The 25,841-nt window shown below is 76.1% G+C and carries 7 protein-coding genes; 3 read left to right on the forward strand and 4 right to left on the reverse strand.

Annotation, left to right across the window (positions count from 1 at the left end; genetic code table 11):
- Positions 1 to 66: 66 nt before the first annotated feature.
- Both ACZ6X9_RS23495 and ACZ6X9_RS23500 read right to left on the reverse strand, forming a co-directional pair.
- Complete coding sequence (locus ACZ6X9_RS23495; RefSeq protein WP_469779957.1) at positions 67 to 10,527, reverse strand: SDR family NAD(P)-dependent oxidoreductase; 10,461 nt, start codon at positions 10,525 to 10,527, stop codon at positions 67 to 69.
- Between the two features lie 135 nt (positions 10,528 to 10,662).
- Entirely contained in the window at positions 10,663 to 19,557 is an 8,895-nt protein-coding gene (locus tag ACZ6X9_RS23500; RefSeq protein ID WP_469779958.1) for an SDR family NAD(P)-dependent oxidoreductase, read from the reverse strand.
- Positions 19,558 to 20,246: 689 nt separating this feature from the next.
- Here ACZ6X9_RS23500 and ACZ6X9_RS23505 point away from each other — a divergent pair.
- Positions 20,247 to 21,056: an AfsR/SARP family transcriptional regulator gene (locus tag ACZ6X9_RS23505; protein WP_469779959.1), complete on the forward strand. Its 810-nt coding sequence runs from the start codon at positions 20,247 to 20,249 to the stop codon at positions 21,054 to 21,056.
- Between the two features lie 310 nt (positions 21,057 to 21,366).
- On the opposite strand, the gene ACZ6X9_RS23510 is transcribed toward ACZ6X9_RS23505, so the two are convergent.
- On the reverse strand, positions 21,367 to 22,500 hold the full coding sequence (locus tag ACZ6X9_RS23510; protein ID WP_469779960.1) for a DUF5954 family protein: 1,134 nt from the start codon (positions 22,498 to 22,500) through the stop codon (positions 21,367 to 21,369).
- A 258-nt stretch (positions 22,501 to 22,758) separates the two neighbouring features.
- Between ACZ6X9_RS23510 and ACZ6X9_RS23515 the strand changes: the two genes are divergently transcribed.
- Positions 22,759 to 23,259: an NUDIX domain-containing protein gene (locus ACZ6X9_RS23515; RefSeq protein WP_469779961.1), complete on the forward strand. Its 501-nt coding sequence runs from the start codon at positions 22,759 to 22,761 to the stop codon at positions 23,257 to 23,259.
- A 101-nt stretch (positions 23,260 to 23,360) separates the two neighbouring features.
- Here ACZ6X9_RS23515 and ACZ6X9_RS23520 read toward each other — a convergent pair whose 3' ends face one another.
- The gene (locus ACZ6X9_RS23520; RefSeq protein ID WP_469779962.1) at positions 23,361 to 23,963 is read right to left on the reverse strand and encodes an HD domain-containing protein; all 603 of its coding nucleotides are present in this window, start codon (positions 23,961 to 23,963) and stop codon (positions 23,361 to 23,363) included.
- Between the two features lie 335 nt (positions 23,964 to 24,298).
- On the opposite strand from ACZ6X9_RS23520, the gene ACZ6X9_RS23525 reads away from it, so the two are divergent.
- Positions 24,299 to 25,603: a CAP domain-containing protein gene (locus ACZ6X9_RS23525; RefSeq protein ID WP_469779963.1), complete on the forward strand. Its 1,305-nt coding sequence runs from the start codon at positions 24,299 to 24,301 to the stop codon at positions 25,601 to 25,603.
- The last annotated feature ends 238 nt before the right edge of the window (positions 25,604 to 25,841 follow it).

Here is a 25,841-nt window from a genome sequence, read left to right on the forward strand (position 1 = left end):
CGCTTGTGGCCCTTCTCTGGCACGAACAGTTCCCGGGTGCCGGGGCGGGACGGCCCGCCCCGGCGGTCAGGACCTGCGCAGTTCGTCGTCGACGATGTCGAGGAGCTCGTCGAGGGTCGCCGCGGTCACCGCGTCGTCGTCCCCGGCGGCGGGTTCCGCGTCGTTCTTCAGCTCGGTCAGCAGGTCGCGCAGCCGGGCCGCGATCCCGGCCCGGCCGGGGTCGCCGGCCGGCAGGGCCCGGACGGCGGCCTCCAGGCCGTCGAGTTCCGCGGACCCGGGTGCGGGCGCCGCCTGTTCGTCCGTCGCCAGTCGGGACCGCAGGTGCCGGGCGAGGGCGTCCGGGCTGGGGTGGTCGAAGGTGAGGGTGGCCGGCAGCCGCAGTCCGGTGGCGGCGGCGAGCCGGTTGCGCAGTTCGACGGCCCGCAGCGAGTCGAAGCCCGCTTCGAGGAAGCCGCGGCCGGTGTCGACCTCGTCCGGCGAGCCGTAGCCGAGGACGGTCGCCACGTGGGCGCGGACCAGGTCGAGCAACACGCTCCCGCGCTCGCCGGGCGGCAGCGCCGCCAGTCGGGCGGCGAACCCGGCTTCGCCGGCTGCCGGTTCGGCGGTCACCGCCCGGCGCCCGGCCGGTGCCGCGAGCGTCCGCAGCAGCGGCGGCGGGGTGCCGGTCCGCAGGGCGGTGAGGTCCAGCCGGGCCGGGAGGACGAACGCCCGGCCCTGGCCGAGGGCCGCGTCGAAGAGGGCGAGGCCCTCGGCGGCGGTCAGCGACAGGACGCCGGAACGCCGCATCCTGGCCCGGTCGGCGTCGTCCAGCCCGCCGGTCATGGCGCTGACATCGGCCCAGTGGCCCCACGCCATCGACACGGCGGGCAGGCCGAGCGCGCGCCGGTGGGCGGCCAGGCCGTCCAGGAAGGCGTTGGCGGCACCGTAGTTCACCTGGCCGCCGTTGCCGAGGGTGCTGCCGGCGCCGGAGAACAGCACGAACATCGTCAGCGGCAGGTCCCGGGTCAGCTCGTGCAGGTGCCAGGCGGCGTCGGCCTTCGGCCGCAGGACCACGCTCATCCGGTCCGGCGTGAGGGAGGTGACGACGCCGTCGTCCAGGACGCCGGCCGCGTGGACCACGCCGGTCAGCGGCGGTTCGGCCGTCGCCACGACCCGGGCGAGCGCGTCCCGGTCGGCGACGTCACACGCGACGGCCGTCGCCTTGGCCCCCAACTCGTGCAGTTCCGCGATCAGTTCCGCGGCGCCGGGTGCGTCCGGGCCGCGCCGGCCGGCCAGCAGCAGGTTCCGTACGCCGTGGACGGTCGCCAGGTGTTTGGCCAGCAGGCCGCCGAGCGTGCCGGTGCCGCCGGTGATCAGTACGGTCCCGTCCCCGGGTTCCACGGCCCGAGAGCCGTCCGGGGCTCCCGCCCGGGCCAGCCGGGGGACGAGCACGCGGCCCGCCCGGACGGCCGCCCAGGGCTCATCGGCGAACGGCACCGACGGCAGGGCGCGGACGGAGGCGGCGTCGCCGTCCAGGTCGACGGCGGCGAACCGGCCCGGGTGCTCCACCCGCGCGGACCGCAGCGCACCGTGCACGGCGGCGGCCAGCAGGTCGGTGACGTCCTCGCCGTCGCCGGCGCTCACGGCGCCGCGCGTCACCCACACCACGCGGGTGTGCTCCAGGGCGGGGGCGGCGAGGCAGGCCTGGAGGACGGACAGGACGCGGTGGGCCGCGGTGTGGGTGGCAGCGGCCGGGTGGGTGGTGGCGGCCGGTTCGGTGTCACCGGACGTGTCGGCCGCCGCCGTTCCCGTCCCCGTCCCCTTCCCCGTCCAGGGCAGCAGCAGGACGTCCGGAGCCGGGGCTCCGCCGTCGAGCAGGGCGTCGAGCCCGGCGTGGACGGTGACGGACGTGCCCGCGTCCGCCAGCGCCCCCGCCAGGGCGTCCGCCTCCGGGGAGGAGCCCAGCACGGCCCAGGTGCCGTCCACGACACCGGAGCGTTCGGTCCGTTCGGTCCGTTCGGTCCAGTCGAGGCGGAACAGCGCGTCCCGCACGTCCGTCGCCGCGTTGCGGAGCTGCTCGGGCCGGACGGGCCGGACGGCGAGCGACGCGACGGAGGCCACCGGCCGGCCGGTGGTGTCGGTCGCGGTCAGCGTCACGGTGTCCGTGCCGGTGCGGGCGAGCCGGACGCGCAGGGCCGTCGCTCCGGCGGCGTGCAGCGTGACACCCGTCCAGGCGAACGGCAGTCGGACCCGGTCCACGCCGTCCAGCAGGGTGGTGTGCAGAGCGGCGTCGAGGAGTGCGGGGTGGACGCCGAACCGGGCGGCGTCCGCGTGCTGTTCCGGCGCCAGCCGGACCTCGGCGTGGAAGGCGTCCTCGGTCCGCCACACCGCGCGCAGCCCCTGGAAGGCCGGGCCGTAGCCGAACCCGTCGTCCGCCAGCCGCTCGTAGAGCCCGTCGAGGTCGACGGGAACGGCCGCGGGGGGCGGCCAGGCACCGGCGGCCGGGACGGCCGGCTCCGCCGGGGCGGCGGTGGCGAGCGTGCCGGTGGCGTGGCACACCCAGCCGTCGTCGGTGAACTCCCCCACGGCGGTGGCGGGCCGGGAGTGGATCCCCACGGGCCGCCGCCCGTCCGCGTCCGGCGCGCCGAGCCGCACCTGCACGTCGATCGCGCCGGCCGGCGGCAGGACGAGCGGCGCCTGGAGCGTCAGTTCCTCCAAGGTGCCGCAGCCGGCCCGGTCCCCCGCGTGCGCCGCGAGTTCGACCAGGGCGGTGCCGGGCAGCAGGACCGTGCCCCAGACGGCGTGGTCGGCGAGCCACGGGTGGCTCTCCGTCGACAACCGGCCGGTGAACAGCAGCCCTTCGCCCCCGGCCAGGGCCACCCCGGCACCCAGCAGGGGGTGATCGGCGTCGGCCAGTCCCGCCTGTCCGACGTCGCCGGAGGGGCGCGGCGTGTCGACCCAGTAGCGCTCGCGCTGGAAGGCGTACGTGGGCAGGTCGACGCGGTGACGGGCGCCGGCGGGGAAGACGGTGGCCCAGTCGACGGAGACACCCTGGGTGTACGCCTCGGCCAGGGAGGTCAGGAAGCGCCGCCAGTCCCCCTCGTCCCGGCGCAACGAACCGACGACGACGGCCGGGACGTCCGCGTCCTGCGCGGTCTCTTCGACGCCGACGGTCAGGACGGGGTGGGCGCTGCACTCGACGAACGTCCGGTGTCCGGCGGACAGCAGGCTGTCGACCACCGACCGGAAGCGGACGGTGCTGCGCAGGTTGCGGTACCAGTAGTCCGCGTCCAGGCCGGCCGTGTCGAAGACCTCACCCGTCAGCGTGGAGTGGAAGGGGACCGATCCGGAGCGGGGACGGATGTCCGCGAGCTCCTGGTGGATCCGCTCCCGGATGCGCTCGACGTGCGCCGAGTGCGAGGCGTAGTCCACCGGCACCCGTCGCGCCCGGATGTCCCGGGCCTCGCAGTGTGCGAGCAGCTCGTCCAGGGCGGCGGCCTCGCCCGACACCACCGTGGAGCGGGGGCCGTTCAGCGCGGCGACGGAGATACGTCCGCTCCACTCCGCCAGCAGTGCCTCGGTGTCGGCGGCGGGCAGCGCGACGGAGACCATGCCGCCCTCGCCCGCGATCTCCAGCAGTGCGCGGGACCGCAGGGCGACGACCCGGGCGCCGTCCTCCAGCGACAGACCACCCGCCACACACGCGGCGGCGATCTCGCCCTGCGAGTGACCCACCACGGCGACGGGCTCGACACCGACGGACCGCCACAGCCCGGCCAGCGACACCATCACCGCCCACAACACCGGCTGGACGACATCCACACGCTCCAGCCCCGGAGCACCCGGCACCCGCCGCAGCACATCAGTGAGCGACCACTCCACGAACGGGCCCAACGCCCGCTCGCACTCGGCGACCCGCTCCGCGAACTCCTCAGAGGTGTCCAGCAGTTCGACGGCCATACCGGCCCACTGCGAGCCCTGCCCCGGAAACACGAACACCGGACCGTCCGCCTCACCGGAGGCCACCCCGCACACCACACCGGAGGCGATCTCACCATCCGCCAAGGTGCGCAGCCCGTCGCGCAGTTCGCCGACGCCATCCCCGACGATCACCGCCCGGTGCTCGAACGACGACCGTCCCGATGCCAACGACCACCCCACCCGCCCCGCATCCGCGTCCCCGACGGCCTCGGAAAGCCGCGCGGCCTGCGCCCGCAATGCCTGCGGCGAACGGGCGGAGACCACCCACGGCAGGACGCCCGTACTCGTCCCCGCCGGGGCCGCGGGCTCCTCCTCGGGCGCCTGCTCCAGGATCACGTGTGCGTTGGTGCCGCTGATGCCGAACGCCGAGACCCCGGCCCGGCGCGGCCGGCCCGCCGTCTCCGGCCAGTCGCGGCGCTCGGTGAGCACCTCGACGCCGCCCGACGACCAGTCCACGTGGGTGGACGGCTCACCGACGTGCAGGGTGGGCGGGAGGACGCCGTGCCGCAACGCCAGGACCGTCTTGATGACCCCGGCGACGCCGGCCGCGGCCTGGGTGTGGCCGATGTTGGACTTCACCGTGCCGAGCCACAGCGGCCGGCCGGCGGGCCGGTCCTGCCCGTACGTCGCGAGGAGTGCCTGGGCCTCGATGGGGTCGCCGAGCTTGGTGCCCGTCCCGTGGGCCTCCACGACGTCCACGTCGGCGGCGGCCACCCGCGCGTTGGCCAGGGCCTCGCGGATGACACGTTGCTGGGAGGGGCCGTTGGGGGCGGCGAGGCCGTTGGAGGCGCCGTCCTGGTTGACGGCGGAGCCGCGGACGACGGCGAGGACCCGGTGGCCGTTGCGGCGCGCCTCGGAGAGGCGTTCCAGCAGGACGACGCCGGCGCCCTCGGCCAGGCCGAAGCCGTCGGCGTCGTCGGAGAACGCCTTGCAGCGGCCGTCGCGGGCCAGCCCCCGGAGCCGGCTGAAGCCGACGAACGCGTCCGGGGTGGGCATGACGACGCTGCCGCCTGCGAGCGCGAGCGTGCAGTCGCCGGCGCGCAGGGCCTGGCAGGCGAGGTGCAGGGCGACCAGGGACGAGGAGCAGGCGGTCTCGACGGTGACGGCCGGGCCCTCCAGGCCGAAGGCGTAGGCGAGCCGGCCGGAGACGACGCTGGTGACGCTGCCCGTCACCACGTAGTCGGCGATCTCCGGGGGCGCGTCCTGGGGGCGGGGCCCGTAGCCGTTGGTCATGGCGCCGATGAAGGAGCCGGTGGCGCTGCCCCGGAGGGCCTCGCGGCCGATGCCGGCCCGTTCGAAGGCTTCCCAGGCGGTTTCCAGCAGCAGCCGCTGCTGGGGGTCCATGGCCAGGGCCTCGCGGGGGCTGATGCCGAAGAAGTGGGCGTCGAACCGGTCCGCGTCGTGGACGAAGCCGCCCTCGCGGACGTAGCTGGTGCCGGGGCGGTCGGGGTCGGGGTCGTAGAGGTCGTCGAGGCGCCAGCCGCGGTCGGTGGGGAAGCCGGAGACGGCGTCGCCGCCGGAGGCGAGGAGCCGCCACAGGTCCTCGGGGGTCTCGACGCCGCCGGGGAACCGGCAGGCCATGGCGACGATCGCGATGGGGTCGTCGTCGGTCGCCCGCGCGGCGGGGGCCGGTGCGCTGTCCGCGGGCGCGTTGGTGGGCGGGGTGTCGCCGAGGACGAGGTCGGCGAGGTGGCCGGCGAGGGCGAGGGGGGTCGGGTAGTCGAAGACGAGGGTGGCGGGCAGCCGCAGTCCGGTGGCGGAGGCCAGCCGGTTGCGCAGCCCGACGGCCGTCAGCGACTCGAACCCGAGCTCCTTGAAGGCCCGTTCGGCGCCGATGGCGTCGGGCGCGGAGTGGCCGAGTACGGCCACGGCGTGCGTCCTGATCAGGTCGAGCAGGGCGCGCCGGCGGTCGGCCGGGGAGAGCCCGGCGAGGCGTTCGCGGAGTTCGGCGCCCTCCCCGGCGGGCGCCGCGGTGGTGGTGCCGTCCTCCTTGGCCGGGCGGGCCTGCGGCAGGTCGCGCAGCAGGGCGCTGGGGCGGGCGGAGGTGAAGAGGGGGACGAAGCGGTCCCAGTCGATGTCGGCGACGGCGATGAAGGTGTCGCGGTGGTCGAGCACCTGCCGGAGGGCGGCGAGGGCGAGTTCGGTGCGCATCAGGGGCAGGCCCTGCTCGTGGACGCGGCGGCGCCGGTCGACGACGTCGAGGCCGTGGTCCTCCCAGGTGTGGACGGCGTCCTCCCAGACGCCCCAGGCGACGGTGGTGAGCGGGAGGCCGCGGGTCCTGCCGTGTTCGGCGAACGCGTCGAGGGCGGCGTTGGCGGCGGCGTAGGCGGCGTGTTCGCCGCTGCCCCAGACGCTCGCGATGGAGGAGAACATGACGAAGGCGTCGAGTTCGGCCGGGTCGAGGAGGTCGGCCAGGTGCCGGGCGCCGGCCATCTTGGCGCCGACGGCGTCGGCGAGCGCGTCGTACGTGGTCGTGTCGACGCGGTCCAGCTCGATGTGGGCGGCCGTGTGCAGCACGGTGCGCACGGTGTGGCCGTCCTCGGCGAGGCCGGTGAGCAGGCGGGCGACGGCGGCGCGGTCGGCGAGGTCGCAGACGGCGAGGGTGACGTCGGTGCCCGACTCGCGCAGCTCGTCGCGGAGTTCGGCCGCGCCCGGGGCGTCGGCGCCGCGGCGGCTGACGAGGACGAGGTGCTCGGCTCCGGAGGCGGCGAGCCACTGGGCGAGGCGGCGGCCGAGGACGCCCGTGCCGCCGGTCACCAGGGCGGTGCCGCGCGGTGTCCAGGCGCGGGCCGGACGGGCGTCGCCGAGCGGCGCGGGCAGCATGCGGCGGGCGAACAGCCCGGCGGGGCGCACGGCCACCTGGTCCTCGGCGGCCTCGGTGATGCGGGGGCGCGGCCGGGCCTCCCCGGTGGCCGGTCCGGCGTCACGGCCGGCCGGCCCGGGGTTCCCGGTCACCGGCCCGGCGTCGCCGGCGTCCGCCCCGGCTTCCCCGGTGACGGGTCCCGCTGTTCCGGTGCCCGGCGCACCGGTGAGAGTGCCCGGCCTCCCGGTCCCCGCCAGCGCCCGGCAGAGCCGGTCGAGCGTCCGCTCGTCCGGGCCGGTGCCGGCGGGCAGGTCCAGGAGGCCGCCCCAGCGTTCGGCGTGCTCCACGGCGACGACCCGGCCGAGGCCCCAGACCTGGGCCTGGACGGGGTCGGCCGGCGGGTCGGACGGCCCGGTGGCGACCGCGCCGCGGGTGACGCACCACAGGGGCGCGGTCACCCCCGCGTCGCCCAGCGCCTGGACCAGGCCGAGGGTGAGGAAGACGCCGGTGCCCGTGTCGGGGCGGCCGGCCCACGGCCGGGTGTCCAGGGCGAGGAAGGACAGCACGCCCGCCGGTTCCGCGCCGGACAGGGCGGTGCGGACGCGGTCGGCCAGCGCCTCCCGGCCGGCGTCGGCGGCAGGCGGCTCGACGGTGACGACGCGCGCACCGCGAGCCGTCAGGGCGTCCACGGCCTCCCCCGGCCACGGGTCGTCGCCGTGTCCCTCGGGGAGGACCACGAGCCAGGTGCCGGACGGTCCGGTGCCGGCGGTACCGGCGTCGACGGGCTTCCAGCCGATCCGGTAGCGCCAGTCGTCCACGGCGTCGCGCTCGCGGTTCCGCCGCCGCCAGGAGGACAGCACCGGGAGGAGGGAGGCCACGGAGGTGCGCTGCTCGTCGTCCTCCAGCCGGAGGGTGGCCGCGAGGGCGTCGGCGTCGCCGTCCTCGACCGCGTGCCAGAAGCCGGCCTCCGGCCCGTCGGCGGTTCCGGTCTCCTCCGGCGCGGTCTCCTCCAGCCAGTAGCGGCGGTGCCGGAAGGCGTAGGTGGGCAGGTCGACGAGGCGGCGGGCGCCGCCGGAGAACAGGGACGGCCAGTCGACGGCGAGGCCCTGGGCGTACGCCTCGGCCATGGAGGTCAGGAAGCGCCGCCAGTCCCCCTCGTCGCGGCGGAGCGAGCCGACGACGACGGCCGGGACGTCCGCGTCCTGCGCGGTCTCCTCCACCCCCACGGTCAGGACGGGGTGGGCGCTGCACTCCACGAACGCCCGGTGTCCGGCGGTCAGCAGTCCTTCGACCACCGTCTGGAAGCGGACGGTGTTGCGCAGGTTGCGGTACCAGTAGTCCGCGTCCAGGCCGGCGGTGTCGAAGACCTCGCCGGTGAGGGTGGAGTGGAACGGCACCGACCCCGGACGCGGCCGGACGTCGGCCAGTTCCTCGCGGATGCGGTCGCGGATGCGCTCGACGTGGGCGGAGTGCGACGCGTAGTCGACCGGGACCCGCCGCGCCCTGATGTCCTCCGCCTCGCACCGCTCCAGCAGTTCGTCCAGTGCACCCGCGTCCCCGCACACGACCGTCGAGCGGGGGCCGTTGAGCGCGGCGACGGATATGCGGCCGTCCCACGCCGCCAGCAGCGCCTCGGCCTCGTCCGCCGGCAGCGCGAGGGAGACCATGCCGCCCTCGCCCGCGATCTCCAGCAGCGCCCGCGAACGCAGCGCCACGACCCGGGCGCCGTCCTCCAGCGACAGACCACCCGCCACACACGCGGCGGCGATCTCCCCCTGCGAGTGCCCCACCACGGCAGCGGGCTCCACGCCCACCGAACGCCACAGTCCGGCCAACGACACCATCACCGCCCACAGGGCCGGCTGCACCACGTCCACCCGGTCGAGCCCGGGCGCACCCTCCGCACCGCGCAACACGTCCACCAGGGACCAGTCCACGAACGGCGCCAACGCCCGCTCACAGTCGGCCAGATGCCCGGCGAACACCTCACTCGAGCCCAGCAGTTCGACGGCCATGCCGACCCACTGCGAGCCCTGGCCGGGGAAGACGAACACGGGCCGGCCGAGGGTGCCGCCCGTGGCGCCGGTCACCACGGCGGAGGTGGTGGCGTCGCCGGTGGTGAGGGCGGTGAGGCCGGCGAGCAGTTCCTCGCGGTCGCCGCCGATGACGACGGCACGCTGTTCGAGGGCGGCGCGGCCGGTGGCGAGGGACCAGCCGATCTCGCCGGCGCTCCACCCGGCGTGGCCGGTGACGTCGGCGCGCAGTCGGGCCGCCTGGTCGCGGAGGGCCTCGGGGGTACGGGCGGAGAGCAGCCACGGCAGGACGCCGGAGCCGTCGGCGACCGCGCCGGTGCCGGTGGGTTCGTCGGTGCCGTCGGCGGGCGCCTGTTCCAGGATGACGTGGGCGTTGGTGCCGCTGATGCCGAACGAGGAGACGGCGGCCCGGCGCGGGCGGCCGGCCTCGGGCCAGGCGCGTTCCTCGGTGAGCAGGGCGACGCCGCCGGCGTCCCAGTCGACGTGTGGGGTGGGCGCGTCCACGTGCAGGGTGCGCGGGAGGACGCCGTTGCGCAGCGCCATCACCATCTTGATGACGCCGGCGACGCCCGCCGCGGCCTGCGCGTGGCCGATGTTGGACTTCAGGGAGCCGAGCCACAGCGGCCGGTCCGCAGGCCGCCCCTTGCCGTAGGTCGCCAGCAGGGCCTGGGCCTCGATGGGGTCGCCGAGCTTGGTGCCCGTCCCGTGCGCCTCGACGGCGTCCACGTCGGCCGCGGTGAGGCGGGCGCCGGCGAGGGCGTCACGGATGACGCGCTGCTGCGCGGGGCCGTTGGGAGCGGAGAAGCCGCTGCTGCCGCCGTCCTGGTTGACGGCGGAGCCGCGCAGGACCGCGAGGACCCGGTGGCCGTTGCGGCGGGCGTCGGAGAGCCGTTCCAGCAGCAGGACACCGGCGCCCTCGGCCCAGCCGGTGCCCTCGGCTCCGGCGGCGAACGAGCGGCAGCGGCCGTCCGGGGAGAGGGCCCGCTGCCGGCTGAACTCGACGAAGCCGAGGGTGTCGGCCATGACAGTGACGCCGCCGGCCAGGGCGAGGGAGCACTCCTGCCGCCGGAGGGACTGGCAGGCCAGGTGGGCGGCCACGAGGGAGGAGGAGCAGGCGGTGTCGACGGTGACGGCGGGGCCTTCGAGACCGAGGGTGTAGGCGATGCGGCCGGAGACGACGCTGCCCTGCCCGCCGGTCATCAGGTAGCCCTCGAGGTCCTCGGGGGCCTTGCGCAGCCGGGAGGCGTAGTCCATCTGCATCACACCGGCGAACACGCCGGTGCGCGTGCCCCGGACGGACGACGGGTCGATGCCCGCCCGCTCGAACGCCTCCCACGCCGTCTCCAGGAGCAGCCGCTGCTGCGGGTGCATGGCCGTGGCCTCGCGGGGGCTGATGCCGAAGAAGTCGGCGTCGAACCCGGCGGCGCCGTGTACGAAGCCGCCCTCCCGGACGTAGGTGCGGCCGGGCACGTCGGGGTCCGGGTCGTAGAGCGCGTCGACGTCCCAGCCGCGGTCCTCGGGGAACGGGGTGATGGCGTCGGTGCCGGTGGCGACGAGCCGCCACAGGTCCTCGGGCGACCGGACGTCACCGGGCAGGCGGCAGGCCATGCCGACGATGGCGATGGGCTCGGTCTGCGCCTCGGTCAGCTTGCGGTTCTGCTGCCGGAGCTGCTCCGCCTCCTTGAGGGAAACCCTCAGCGCTTTGATGACTTCTTCGCTGGATGCGGTCACAGCTCACTCCGAAGGTCGGTTCCGTGCCGGTCGGTTGGGGCCGAGTCGGTCGTCGCCGAGTCGGTCGTCATCAGGTCGGGTGCCATCGAGTCGGTCGCCGTCGTGTCCGTTGCCATCGGGTCGGTTGTCACCAAGTCAGTCGTCACCGAGCGCCATCCGTACGAGGCTCTGGAGGTCCATGCTGTCCAGGGGGTCACCGTCGGCGGCTTCGGGCTCCGCATCGTCCGGTGCGCCGTCCGGCGCGCCGGCACCGACGGGGACGCCGGCGGCCTCGGTGAGCCGCAGCAGCTCCGGCAGGAGCCCGGCCTCGCGCAGGCGGGCCAGCGGGACGGCGGCGAGGGCGCGGCGGAACTCCCGCTCGTCGGGAAGGGCTTCCGGTGGACCGGCGGGCGGCCCCTCGGCGGGACGGAGTTCCGCGTCCAGGTAGCGGCCGACCGCGGCCGGGGTGGGGTGGTCGAAGATCAGGGTGGGGGGCAGCCGGCGGCCGGCGGCGGCGCCGAGCCGGTTGCGGAACTCCAGGGCCGTGAGCGAGTCCAGGCCGAGTTCCAGAAAGCCCCGGTCGAGGTCCAGGGCGTGCGGGGCGGTGTGGCCGAGGACGTCGGCGAGCCGGCCGCGGACGAGTTCGAGGAGGACGCGTTCGCGTTCGGCGTCGGGGAGCCCGGCGAGCCGCCGCTCCAGGGGCTCGTCGGGCACGGCCTCGGCCGTGCGCCGGGCGGGGGCCTTCACGAGGCCGCGCAGCAGGGCCGGGACCTCGGCCTGGGCGCGGGCGCCGGCGGTGTCCAGCCGGGCGGGCACAAGCAGCGCGGGACCCTCGCGGCCGGCCGCAACGGCGGCGTCGAAGAGGGCGAGGCCCTGGTCGGCGGCCATGGGCAGCAGTCCGGCACGGCCGAGCCGGCGGACGTCGGCTTCGTCGAGGTGGCCGGTCATGCCGCTCGCCTCCGCCCACAGGCCCCAGGCGAGGGAGAGGGCGGGGAGGCCCTGGGCGCGCCGGTGGTGGGCGAGGGCGTCGAGGAAGGTGTTGGCGGCGGCGTAGTTGGCCTGCCCGGCGGTACCCAGGAGGCCGGCTGCCGAGGAGAACAGGACGAAGTCCGACAGCTCCTGATGCTGCGTCAGTTCGTGGAGGTGCCAGGCGGCGTCCGCCTTGGGCCGGGCGACGGCGTCCAGTCGGTCGGGGGTCAGGGAGGCGATGACGCCGTCGTCCAGGATGCCGGCGAGGTGCACGACGGCGGTCAGCGGCGGCTCGGCCGCGGCCACCACCCCGGCCAGCGCGTCCCGGTCGGACACGTCGCAGGCCGCCACGGTCACCCGGGCGCCCAGGGCGGTCAGTTCGTCCCGGAGTTCCGCCGCCCCCTCGGCGTCGGGCCCGCGCCGGCTGACGAGCAGCAGGTCGCGGACGCCGTGGGCGGTGACCAGGTGGCGGGCGAGCGTCCCGCCGAGGAGGCCGGTGCCACCGGTGAGGAGGACGGTGCCGCCGCCGAACCCGGACGGTCCGTCCGCGGCTTGGGCGGCCCGCGCCAGCCGGGGGACGCGGACCGCGCCGTCCCGGACGGCGAGTTGGGGCTCGTCGGCGGCGGCCAGGGCCCGCAGCAGGGCGGGGGCGGCGGCCGCATCGGTGCCGTCGGTGTCCAGCAGGGTGATGCGACCGGGGTTCTCGGTCTGCGCGGACCGGGCCAGGCCCCAGACGGGGGCGTGCGCCAGGTCGGGGACGTCCTCGCCGGGTGCGGTGGCGACCGCGCCCCGGGTGAGGAGGACGAGCCGGGAGCCGGCGAACCGCTCGTCGGACAGCCAGGAGCGCACCAGGTGCAGGGCCTGGTGGCCGGCGGCACGGGCTGCCTCGGCGGCGTCCCGGTGCTCGGGTGCGGCGGGGCCGCCGGGTTCGCCAGGTTCGCCGGGTCCGGGAAGCAGGGGGACGAGGACGACGCGGGGGGCCGGGGTGCCGTCCGTGACGGTGTGGGTGAGCGCGGCGAGGTCCGGGAGGCCGGTGGCGCGGGCACCGGCGGCGGTGAGGGTGGCGGCGAGGCCGTCGGCCCCGGGCCCGGCCACCGCGAGGGCGGGAGCGGGGGTGGCGGTGTCCGGCAGGGCGGTCCAGGTCAGTTCGTGGAGCGGCGGGTGGGTGCCGCGGGCGGCGGCACGCAACCGGTCCGGGCTGACAGGACGGAGGGTCAGCGACGCGACGCGGGCGGCGGGCCGGCCGGTCTCGTCGGTGGCCTCCAGGGACAGGGTGTCGGGGCCGGTGCGGGTGAGGCGGACGCGGAGCGTGGTCGCTCCCGAGGCGGACGCGGTCACGCCCATCCACGCGAAGGGCAACCGGACACCGTCGGAGCCGTCGAGCAGGCTAGCGTGCAGGGCCGCGTCGAGCAGCGCCGGGTGGACGGCGTAGGCGCCGGCGTCGCCGTGCGTGTCCTCGGGGAGCCGGACCTCGGCGAGGAGGTCGTCACCGTACCGCCAGGCGGCGGTCAGCCCCTGGAAGACGGGCCCGTACTCGAACCCGACGGCCGCGAGCCGGCCGTAGGCGCCGTCCAGGTCGACGGGGGTCGCGCCGGGCGGCGGCCAGGCGCCGGGGTGTACGGCACCGGGAAGAACGCCGGCGTCGCGCTCCGACGGCTCGCCGGCACCGCCGGCGAACGGGTCCGGCGCTCCGGCACGGCTTCCCGTGGAGGCCGCGGCAGGTGCGCCGGCGACGTCCCCGGCCCACGGCCGCGCCGTGCCACCGGCGGACGAGCGGGAAGCACCGGTACGACCGTCCGGCGCGGCCCCCGCGGGAGCGGGAAGATCGTCGGCGTCGCGCGTCCGCGGTTCCCCGGCGGCACCGGCCGGGGAACCGGAACCCCCGGCACGTCCCGCCGGCGAGGCCCCGGACGGCGCACCGCCGACCTCGCCGCCCCGCGGCTGCTCCCCCGCTCCACCGGCCGTCGAACCCGAGCCACCGGCAAGCCCCTCCGACGAGGATCCGGCCGGGGCCAGCACGCCCGTGGCGTTGCGTGTCCACGGTTCGTCCGCGGCGTCCGGCTCGCCGGGCGCGCCCGGCGCGGCGGGCTCCGGGCGCGAGTGGACCGTGACGGGCCGGCGGCCGTGTTCGTCCGCCGCCCCGGCCCTGATCTGGACGGTCACCGCCGCGTCCGCGGGGTCCGTGGGGAGGACCAGCGGCGTTTCCAGGGTGAGTTCCTCGACGGTGCCGCAGCCGGTGTCGGCGCCCGCGCGCAGGGCCAGTTCGACGAGGGCGGTGCCGGGGAGCAGGACGGTGCCGCGGACGGCGTGGTCGGCGAGCCAGGGGTGGGTGGCGAGCGAGAGCCGGCCGGTGAGGACGGTGTCCCGGCCGTCGGCGAGGGTGAGGGCGGCACCGAGCAGCGGGTGGCCGGCGTCGGCGAGCCCGGCCTCGCGGAGGTCGCCGGCGGGCCGGGGCGCGGTGGCCCAGAACCGTTCGCCGCGGAACGGGTAGGTGGGCAGCTCGGGGACGAACCGGCGGGCGCGTTCGGGGAACAGCCCGGGCCAGTCCACCGGCAGGCCGCGGGTGTACGCCTCGGCGAGCGAGGTGAGGAACCGGCGGGGGCCGCCCTCGTCGCGGCGCAGCGAGCCCGTGACCACGGCCGGGGTCCCGGCCTCCTCGGTGGTCTCCTCGATGCCGACGGTGAGGACGGGGTGCGGGCTGCACTCGACGAACGCGTGCCGGCCACGCTCGGCGAGCTCCCGGACGACGGGCGCGAAACGCACGGTGGTGCGCAGGTTGGTGTACCAGTACGCGGCGTCGAGCCGGGCGGTGTCGGTGATCTCGCCGGTGACGGTGGAGTGGAAGGGGACGGTGCCGGTGCGGGGCCGGATGTCCGCCAGGTCGGTGAGGATCCGGTCGCGGATCCGTTCGACCTGGGCGGAGTGGGAGGCGTAGTCGACGGGGATCCGCCTCGCCCGGATCCCCCGTTCCTCGCAGCGGGCCGACAGGTCGTCCAGGGCGGCCGGTTCGCCGGATACGACGGTGGACAGCGGCCCGTTGAGCGCGGCGACCGACACCCGGCCGTCGTACGCGGCGATGAGCTCGGCGGTGGCGTCGGCGCCGAGGGTGACGGCCACCATGCCGCCGTCGCCCGCCAGTTCCTCGCGGATCACCCGGGAGCGCAGGGCGACGACGCGGGCGCCGTCCTCCAGGGACAGGCCGCCCGCCACGCACGCGGCGGCGATCTCCCCCTGGGAGTGGCCGACCACGGCGACCGGTTCCACGCCCGCCGACCGCCACAGCCCGGCCAGGGAGACCATGACCGCCCACAGGACGGGCTGGACGACGTCCACCCGGTCCAGGCCGGGAGCGCCGGGACGCCGCCGCAGCACGTCGGTCGTCGACCAGTCGACGAAGGGGGCCAGCGCCCGCTCGCAGGCGGCGATCCGGCCGGCGAACTCAGGGCTCGCGTCCAGGAGTTCGACGGCCATGCCCGCCCATTGCGAGCCCTGCCCCGGGAACACGAACACGGCCCCTGCGAGGGGCGCCGCGGTGCCGGTGACGGCCTCGGGGGCGGCCTCTCCCCGGGCTACGGCCTCCAGGCCGCGCAGCAGCTCGTCACGGTCCTCTCCGACGACCACGGCGCGGTGCGCGAACGCGGCCCGTCCGGCCGCCAGTGACCAGCCGACCGCCGCCGGGTCCTCCGGGGCGCCGGCCGCGAGGCGTCCGGCCTGCTCGCGCAGGGCCTCCTGGGTGCGGGCGGAGAACACCCACGGCACGGCGCCCGGCCGCTCGCCCGCACCGCCCGGTTCGTCGTCCGGGGCCTGCTCCAGAATGAGATGGGCGTTGGTTCCGCTGATGCCGAACCCGGAGACGCCCGCGCGGCGCGGCCGGCCGGTCTCCGGCCACGGCCGCTCCTCCGTCAGCACCTCGACCGCGCCCGCCGACCAGTCGACGCGCGAACTGACGGCGTCCACGTGCAGGGTGCGCGGCAGGACGCCGTGGCGCAGGGCCATCACCATCTTGATGACCCCGGCCACGCCGGCCGCCGCCTGGGTGTGGCCGAGGTTGGACTTGAGGGAGCCCAGCCACAACGGCCGGTCGGCGGGACGCCCTTGGCCGTAGGTGGCGAGCAGTGCCTCGGCCTCGATGGGGTCGCCAAGCCTCGTGCCCGTCCCGTGCGCCTCGACCGCGTCGACCTCGTCGGCCGCGAGGCCCGCGTCGGCGAGGGCCTCCCGGACGAGCCGCCGCTGCGCGCGGCCGCTCGGCGCGGTCAGGCCGTTGGAGGCGCCGTCCTGGTTCACCGCGGAACCCCGGATGACGGCGAGCACGGGACGGCCGTTGCGGCGCGCCTCGGACAGCGGTTCCAGCAGCAGCAGGCCGACGCCCTCGCCCCAGGCGGTGCCGTCCGCCGACTCGGCGAACGCCTTGCACCGCCCGTCGGGGGCCAGCCCGCGCTGCCGGCTGAACTGGACGAACAGACCGGGCGCCGACATCACCGTCGCCCCGCCGGCCAGGGCGAGGGAGCACTCGCCGCGGCGCAGCGACTGGCAGGCGAGGTGCAGGGCGACCAGCGACGACGAACAGGCGGTGTCCACGGTGAGGGCGGGCCCGTCCAGACCGAGGACGTACGACAGCCGGCCGGAGAGGACACTGCCCTCGGTGCCGGTGAGCAGGTGGCCCTCGATGCCCTCGGCCGGTTCGTACAGGCGCGGGCCGTACTCCTGCCGCATGGCGCCCACGAAGACGCCGGTGGCGGAGGAGCGCAGGCCGGCCGGGTCGACCCCGGCGCGCTCGCACGCCTCCCAGGCGGTCTCCAGCAGCAGCCGCTGCTGCGGCTCCATGGCGAGTGCCTCGCGCGGGCTGATGCCGAAGAACGCGGCGTCGAACCGGTCGGCGTCATGCAGGAACGATCCGTGCCGGACGTAGGTGGTGCCGGGCCGGTCGGGATCGGGGTGCTGGAGGGAACCGAGGTCCCAGCCGCGCCCGGTGGGGAACTCCGAACGGGTCTCGCGCCCCTCGGCCACCAGCCGCCACAGGTCCTCGGGTCCGCGGACGTCCCCGGGGAAGCGGCAGCCGATGCCGACCACGGCGATCGGTTCCTCGGCGATCGGTTCCTCGGCGGCCGGACGGGCGGCGGTCCGGCGCCGGACGGGCTCGGGGCGCGGGTCGAACAGCAGCGTGCGCAGGTGCTCGGCGAGAGCGGCGGGCGTGGGGTGGTCGTAGAGGAGGCCCGTGGGCAGCGGAAGCCCGGTGGCGTCCCGGAGCCGGTTGCGCAGGGCGACGCCGGCGGCGGAGTCGAGGCCGAGCTCGCGGAAGGTACGGTCGGCTCCGAGGCCGGACCCGTCGGCGCCGAGCAGGTGCGACGCGTGCGTCCGCACCAACTCTTCCAGGGCCCGCCGCTGTTCGGGTGCGGACAGCGGGGCCAGACGGCGGGCGAGGGCGGAGCCCGGGCCGGGGTCGGGGGCGGCGCACCGGAAGGGGTACGAGGGCAGTTCCACCCGCCGGGCACCGGCGAGGGCGGGAAACGTCGTCCAGTCGACGTCCACACCGTGGGCGTGGAGTTCGGCCAGCGCGGCGAGGAAACGGCCCGGGCCGCCGTGGCCCCGGCGCAGCGTCTCCACGACGACGCCGTCCGCACCGGCCCCGGCGTCGTCCAGCGTCTCCTGAAGGCCGACGGTGAGGACGGGGTGCGGGGACACCTCGGCGAACGCCCGGTGACCGTCCCGAACGAGCGCGCGGCACGCCGCGTCGAAGCGGATCGGCTCGGTGATGTTGCGGCACCAGTAGGCGCCGACCAACTCCTGGGTGTCGAGGCGGTCGCCGGTGAGGGAGGAGTAGAACGGCACGTCGGACGGGAGCGGCGTGACGGCCCCCAGGTCGGCCAGCAACCGCTCGTGCTCCGGGCGGAGTTGCGCGGAGTGGGCGGCGAGCCCGTTGCTCAGCTTCCGGGCGCGGACGCCGTCCGCCGCGAGCTCGTCCAGCAGTTCGGCGACGGCCTGGCGCTCCCCGGAGACCAGGGTGGCACGCGGCCCGTTGGCACCGGCGAACACCAGCCGGTCACCGAACCGGGCCAGCCTGGGCGTCAGTTCGTCCCGGGACAGGAGGACGGACGCCATGTCCCCGCGGCCCGCCACCCGGGCCTGAGCCGCACTCCAGGGCACGACGACGCGGGCGGCGTCCTCCAGGGACAGCGCGCCGGCGACGTGCGCTGCGGCGATCTCGCCGAGGCTGGCGCCCACGACGGCGGCGGGTTCCACGCCGTGGGAACGCCAGAGGGCGGCGAGGGAGACCATGACGGCGAACAGCGCCGACTGGACGACGTCCACCCGCCCGATGCCGGGGGCGTCGGCCGCGCCGCTCAGGACGTCGAGCAGCGACCAGTTGGTCAGCGGGTCCAGCACCGCCGCGCAGGCGTGCGCGTGAGCACGGAACACGGCGGAGCCGTCGAGGAGTTCGCGTGCCATGCCGGTCCACTGGGTGCCCTGGCCGGGGAAGACGAAGACCGCCCGCCGGCCGCTCTCGGCGCCGCCGGTCGCGACGTTGCCCCGGACGGTCCCGGGAGTGCCGTCACCGGCGGCCAGGGCGGTCAGGGCGTGGACGGCGTCGGCACGGTCGGCGACGAGGAGGACGGCACGGTGCGGGAAGTGGGTGCGGGTGGCGGCCAGGGAGAGGCCGATGTCGGCGAGGCCGTCCCCGGGATGCTCCGTGACGTGCCGCAGCAGCCGCTCGGCCTGGGCACGCAGCGCGCCGTCGGCGTGCGCGGAAAGGGGCCACGGGATGAGCGCCGGCGAGGCGGGTGCTTGCGCGGAATCGAGGGCGCGGTCCGCGCCGGGGCCGGAGGGGCCACCGGCACCCGAACCGGACGCGGGAGCGGGGGTGTGGCCGGAAACAGCAGCGGGCGCACCTTCCGCGTCAGGGCCGGAGACATGACCGGCACCCGGACCGGACGCGGAAGCGGGGGCCCGACCGGAAGCCGCTGCGGGGGCGCGGTCCGCCCCGGTCCCGGCAGGGCGACCGACACCCGGACCGGACACGGGAGCGGAAGCGGGGCACGTGGCGACGGGATCGGCGCCGGTGCCCGGCTCGTTCGGAGCCGGAGCCGTCTCGGCAGCCGGCGCGGTGGGTGTCGAGTCGGACGCGTACGGGGCCTCCAGCCGGAAGCCGTCGACGGTCATGCCGTCCTGGTCACCCCGGGCGACGGCGGACAGCACGGCGAGGAAGTCGATGACGCCGCCGCCCCCGGCGACCGGTGAGTCCGGCGGCACTTCGCCGACCGAACCCGCGGGCTGCCCGTCCGCCCCGGCGGCGGCCCGTATCAGGCAGTGGATCCGGTCCCCGGCCCGTACGGCGTCCGCCCAGGGCTTGAGCACGACGGCGAAGGCGCCGGACTCCGGCGACGAGCCGAGGCGCGCGGCGGCGGCAAGGGCGAGGGGGTGCCGGCCGGCGCGCACGCTCCTTACCGCGCGGGCGACGGCCCCGCCCGGCGCGTCCGCCGCCGAGGGCGGTTGGGTCACCAGAGACCCATCACACGCCGGGGACCCACCACACGCCGGGGATCCACCGTCCGCCGGGGACGCGTCGGACGCCGAAGGACCACCGCCCGCCGAGATCGCGTCGGTCGCCGCGGGCCCGCCGGCTTCCGAGGATCCGCCGCTCACCGAGATCGCACGGCCGTCCCGCACGGAGCTCGCGCCGGGGCCGGTCAGCCGCAGGGCGGCGGCGACGGTCTCCGCCATCGGGCCGGGCGGAACGGACCCAGGGCCGCCGTCGAGGAAGAGGCCGGCCGGGATCTCGCCCGCGCGGGGCGCGATGCCCGCGTTCTCCAGTGCCGCGTAGGCGAGTTCGGCCAGTACCCGTCCCGCCGCGTCGAGCCGGTCGGCCTCCTCCGCGGAAAGGCCGAAGAATTCCGCGTCGAACAATGCGGGGTCGCACCAGGAAACGGCGTGCGGGGCGGGTTCCTCGGTCATTCCGTCCGCGAACGCCCGCGATATGTCCGCCGGGTCCAGGGCCCAGGGGGTACGGCCCGCCATTCCGACGACGGCCACCGCCTCGTCCGGGGCGCGGGGCGGTTCCGGCGCAAGGCGATCGGAATTGCTCATTGGGTTGCTCCCCGTTACCCGGCCGGACACTCGGACATGAATACGCCGCGGCCCCTGACCGCTTTCTTTCCGGACTTCTCCGGACGACTTCGGGCACCCTAGCGCGACCCTCTTGGCGGCGTCTTGAAGCCGTCTTGGATCGCTCTTGGACGCGCCACCGTCCACTCTGGAAACAGGAAAGCAACAATGCGGTTCGCCGAATTACGACAACGGAATTCGCGGCGGCCCGTCCGCGTACCGTCGGCGGCGTGAACCCTTTCCGAACGGGGGCCGACGGGAGGGTCGGGGCGACAGCCGGCGGGAAGGCGGTGGAGGGGAATCCGGAGGGGGCCCGACCGGAGGGGCCGGGTCCGGCACCGCTGCCGGTTCCCGTGCGCCGCACCAGCGGACTTACGCCCCCTGCGTGTTGTTCGTCACGTTTATTCAGGACCCTTTTGTGTCAATGGGGCCTCCCTCGTCGATCATGCCCAGTGGGGCACTGGTGCGTACGGAGGGGTCCTGTTGGATCATCATCCGTCCGGGAACGGATGCCAGACTGCCCACGTCAGGAAAAAAGGGGCACACTTGGCGTCGGAGGTGCGAACGCGCGTGCGCCTCCGGCCGTCATGCGCGGAAACGGTCCGGGACCGGCGGGAACGACCATTCCCGTACCGGCCGCCGTCAGGAGTCGTGTCAGGAGGAAAGCGTCGATGTCCATAACCACCGGGTTACAGATCAGCGTTCTGGGTCCGCTGGAAGTACGGGCCGGAGGCCTGCCCGTGGATCTCGGGCCGGCCCGCCAACGCGCCGTGCTGGCCGCTCTTTTGCTGACACCGGGTGAAGCGGTTACTCCCGAACGGCTGACCGAGGCCGTATGGCCGCGCAACCCTCCGAATGCCGTGATGACGACGCTGCACAGCTATGTGTCCAATCTGCGGAGGAAATTGGAACCGGGCAGTCCACCACGGTGCCGCAACCGGATCCTGCGCCGGGAGGCCGCCGGTTACGTCCTCGCCGTGGAACCCGAACGCATCGATGTCTGCCGTTTCGAACAACTGCTGCGCGACGGCCGCCGACTGCTCCTTGAGGGCCGCCACCAGGCCGCCGGCCACGTCCTGGAGTCCTGCCTGGCCCTCTGGCGCGGAACGCCCTACCCCGAGATGTGCGACGACGCGCTGGGCACCCAGGCGGCGGCCCGCCTGGAGGAGTTGCGGCTGCTCGCCCTGGAGAGCCGCTGGGAGGCCGAACTGGCCCAGGAGCAGGACTACTCGGTGATCGCCGCCGACCTGGCGACGCTCAGCATGAAGTTCCCGACCCGCGAACGGCTGAGCTGGCTGCACATGCAGGCCCTCTACCGGGCGGGCCGCCAGGCGGAGGCGCTCAAGGTCTACCACCAGACCCGGCGCCTGCTGGCGGACGAGTACGGCGTCGACCCGTGCCCGGAGCTGCAGGACCTGTTCGGCTCCATCCTGCGGGGCTCGCCGGCCGTCGGGCGGTCGCGCCCCGGCGCGGTGCTCTAGCGGCCCGCCGCCGTCCGCGGCTCCGGTACTCCCGGACGCACGACTCCCGCCCGTCCGGCCGCCCTTGACCACCCCCACCGGTTCGAGGACACCGCTCCGTACCTGCCGGGAGACGGACCGTGCACGGAGACGACAGCGCACGGAGACGCCCGCGCACGGACGGAGACGAGCGCACACGGGGAGGGACCGTACGAGACGACGGCCCGCACCAGGGGACGGTCCACGCCGACCGGACAGCGGCCGACCCCGCCACCCCGCAGCGTCACCCCTTCACCCGCGGAGGTCCGCCCTTCGCGGAAGACCCCGGCCCTCAGGAGGACCCCGATGCCCCGCCACGGCGTCGCCGCCGCTCGCGCTCCTTCGCCGCGAGCTCCATCATCTCCCTGATCTCGGCGGGCGGTTCCACGTCCTCGGCGTGCTCGACGTCGTCCTCTTCCTCGTCCGTGAGCAGGCCCTGCTCCCTGAGCTGCCGGTCGTGCACCATCACCGGCGGCTGGGGGTCGGGGTCGGACGGGCGCGGGCCCTCGGGGCCGTCCGGGCCGATCCTGACCAGCCGCTCGACCCGGACGACCCGGAACAGCCGGTCCGCCACCCGGAGCGTGGCACCCCGCTCCTCGTCGAAGCGGTCGGCGGCCAGCGCGTACTCCTCCCGTTCCCGCGCGCCCAGCCGCCGCATCGCCGGGGCCATCACCCGCAGTTCCGACATCACGACGTCCCGGGCGGTCTGCGGAGTGGCACACCCGCTCGCCAGCGGGGCCCAGTGCCCGCCGACACACTCCGCGACCATGAACTCGGCGGGCAGCAGCACCCCGCCGGGGTGGGTCAGCGTCGCGCCCACCGAGTCTTCGCACACGTCGTCCGGGACCGTTCCCGGCGCCCGGACCAGGGACAGCAGCTCCGTCTTGAGGATGCCCTCGGACAGGCCCGTCGGCGCGGCGGTGTCAAGGACGAAGCCGGTGACCGGATCGTCGGCGTCCTGTCCCTCTCCAGGTCCGGCCGGGTCCGGGTCGGAAGGGCGCGGCGGCTCCGGGCCGTCGGGTCCCGAGCGGACGAACCGCTCGGCGCGCACCACCCGGTGTCGGGCGCCGAAGGCGGTCAGTTCGTCGGCGGGCTCCCAGTCCAGGAGTTCGTACGCCGTGACACACTCCGCCAGAGCCGCCCGGTCGCCGGCCTCCTCCGCCTCGTGGGCGAGCCGCCGGAAGTGCGAGGCCAGGGTGTCCCTGGCGTCCTGGGGCGTGGTGTCGCCGAAGTACGGCAGGACTTCCCAGCCGCCCTGCTCACGCTCCCGCGCCGCTCCGAAGACCGCTCCGCCGACGCCCAGGAGCTCGGGGTAGGCCTCCCGGGCGTGCCACGCCTCCTCGTCCGCGAGCGCGGCGACCGGGGCGGTCGGCGGGGCCATTCTGATCTGCCGGTAAACCGGCACGTGTTCGGCGTGATCGGACATGCCCACCAGCATGTCGGTCCGGACGGGCCCGCGCAGCGGAACGGGACATCGCGGCCCGGGGGCGCGCCGGCCGGCCGGCATCCCGCCCGCTGCCCTGGCTCCGCCGACCGCGCGGGGCGCGCGCCCTGCGTCGTACGCCGGGTGGCACGGGAGCGCGCGGCACGACGCGTCGTCCGGTTCGCGCAACTCGTCGCGCCGAGCGTTCCGTTGCTCCATCCTGGAGTCGGGAGACCTCCGGCCGGAAGCGAAGGAGTTCAGGTGGGGAAACCGCGACTGCCGCTCGCCGAGTACGTCGCCGGCCTGTCCAAGGCGGCCGTGTACGCGGCGCTGTTCTTCACCGACACCGAGGACCGCCCGCTCCAGTTGCGGTCCTCGGTGACACAGGGGCTGTGGCGGTTCCCGGGCGGGGACATGGGCCCCGGTGAGAGTCCGTTCGGCACCGCCGTGCGGGAGTGCCGGGAGGAGACGGGCATCGTCTTCACCGGCCGGCCGCGGCTCCTCGCGGTGGACTTCGTCCCGCCCGGGCGGTGGCCGGTGGCGAAGGCGGAACTCGTCTTCGACGGCGGCCGGCTCGGCCGCGACGCGCTCGCGCGGATCGTGCTGGACCCCGGCGAGCACGACGCCTGGGAGGTACGGCCGATGAGCGACTGGGCGCGGACCATGGACAGCCGCTCCTGGCAGCGGCTCGCGGCCGTCAACCGGGCCCGGCGTACCGGCACCACGGCCTACCTGGAGAGCGTCCCGGACTGCGCCTGCTGACGCGCCCTGGCGGCCCGGCGTGCCCGCGTCCCCCGGCGGCACGCGTCCACACCCCTCACCTGCGCCGGTCCGTGTCCCTCATGGCCGCCGGCCCGCGTCCCTCACCGGCGCGCGTGCCCGTACCGGGCGGCCGGGCCGTCGAGGTCGGGCTCGCCGAACCGGTCCCGCAGTGCCTGGAAGGCGGCGGTCTTCCCCGGCCCGAACAGCCGGGCGAGGCCGGCCGCGTAGGTGTCGGCGGAGAGGAACGCCGGCGGGTCGCTCTTGGTGTGGAACTTGTCGGCGTACATGACCAGTTGTTCCTCGATCGTCGTCGCCACGTAATCCGCCTCCGGCAGCGGGAGCCCCTGCCGGCGGACGTCGTCCCGGGTGAGGCCGACGCCGATGTGGCACGAACAGAACCGGCACAGCCGCTCCGGGAACCCCTCACCGCGCAGGATCTCGTGCCCGATCACCCCGTGCCGGATGTACTCCCCGAGCCGGAGCCCGCCGTCCGCGTCGAACAGTTCGTACGCGCCGATGTCGTGCAGCAGCGCCCCCGCCCGCACCCACTCGGCGTCCGCCTCCGGCGCCGCCCCGGCCCGCAGTTCCTCGGCGAGCTCCGCGACGACGCGGCAGTGGGTGTACACGAGCGCGAACGCCTCCGGTGTGGGGGCGTACTTCTCGTGGAGGGCTCGGATGTCGTCGACCGACGGCGGAGAGGACATGCCCGCAGCGTAACAACGTGTCCCGGACGGGGCGACGGGCGGCCGGGCCACCGCCGCCGACGACGAGACGGACCGGGGAGCGCGCCGAAGCGCCGGCGCTCGACCGGCCCGCCCGGGCACACCCGAAGCGACCGGCGCGGCCGAACCCCCATCATCGCGCTTCCCCCTCCCCTTTCCCCCACCCACCGCCACCCCGGAACCCACGCGGGAACCACCGCGCCCCCGCCCTCGTTCTCAGCAGCGGGAGGCGGGGGCCGGAGCGGTGCCGGTGGTGACCGGCGCGGTGCCGGCGGGGGCCGCGTCCCGTTTCCCGTACGGCGAGGACGTGATGACCGATGAGCACGCTGGTCCCCGGCGCCACCCTGGAGTTGCCCGACGGCGCCCTGACCCTGGAGGTGACGGGCCCCTACGACGTATCGGTCCTGATCACCGGAGCGGACGGGAAGGTGGCCGGCGACGCCGACTTCGTCTTCTACAACCAGCCGTCGGCGCCCGGCGTCCGGCTCGGTTCCGGCCGGGTCGTGGTCGACCGTGCCGCCCTCCGCCCGGGGGCGAACCGGCTGACGGTCGTCGTCAGCCCCGAGGACCCGGGGGTCCGGCCGGCCGCGCTGCCCGTCCCCGGCCTGCGGGTCGCCGGGCCGGGCGGCCGGCCGCTCGCCCGGTTCGCGCCGCCCCGGCCGACGGACGAGAGGGTGCTGCTCCTCGCCGAGGTGTACCGCCGGGGGACCAACTGGAAGCTGCGCGCACTCGGACAGGGGTACGCGGACGGCCTGGCCGGCGTGGCGCGCGACTTCGGCGTCGAGGTGGCGGACGAACCCGGTCCCGTGAGCGCCCCGGCGCCCGCTGCCGCACCCGACGACGCGCACGCGTTCGCCGCCCTCGTCAACGCCGAGCGCGCCCGGGCCGGTGTGCCGCCGGTGAGCGCGGACGCACGGCTCACCGAGGCCGCGCGCCGGCACGCCGACGGCATGGCCCGGCAGGGCCGGCTGTCCTCCGAGGGGCCGTCCGGCATCTCGGTGTTCCAGCAGGTCACGGCGTGTGGTTACGCGTACCTCGGGTTGGCGGAGCAGTTGGTGTCGGGGCCCCGGTCGCCCGCCGCCTTCCTGGAGTTCTGCCTGGGCGACGCCCGGTCGTCGGGCCCGGTGCGGGATCCCGCCCTCACGGCGGCCGGGGTGGCCTACGCGGTGGACGCCCGCTCCGGCGACACGTTCTGGGCGGCGCTGTGGGCCCGGCCGTTCAGCGCCGACGGGCTGGCGCGCACGGCCGCCGACGTCCTCGCCCTCACCAACGTCCACCGGACCGGCGCCGGTCTTCGGCCGCTGTCAGGGGACCCGCGGCTCACGGCCGCGGCCCAGGCGCACAGCGCGGACATGGCGGCGCGCGGCTACCACTCCCACGTCTCCCCGGACGGGCGCCGCCCCTGGGACCGTGCCGTCGCGGCGGGCTGCGTCCACCGCGCCGTCGGCGAGAACATCGCGTGCGGCCAGCGCTCCCCCGCCGAGGTCGTCGAAGGCTGGATGAACAGCCCCGGCCACCGCGCCAACATCCTCACCCCGGGCTTCACCCATCTCGGCGTCGGCTTCGCGGGCGGCGGTCCGGCGGGCACCTACTGGACCCAGCTCTTCGGCGGAGCCACCTGAGCCGTCGTCCCTCGGCGGAGCCACGTAAGCCGCCGTACCGTAAGTCGCCGTGCCGTGAGCCGCCGTACCGCCGCGGACGGCAAGCCCGTTCCGGCCCGGCCGCGCGGAGGCCGGGTGCCCGGTTCGCGCACCGACGCGGCCGGCCGGCAGCGGGTGCCCGGCGCCGTGCGGCGGAGTCCCGATCGTCAACTTCCGTGCGCCTGCGCAGCGGTGCGGCCACCGCGAACCCGCGCGGAAC

The sequence above is a fragment of the Streptomyces sp. NPDC052910 genome (assembly GCF_055585605.1).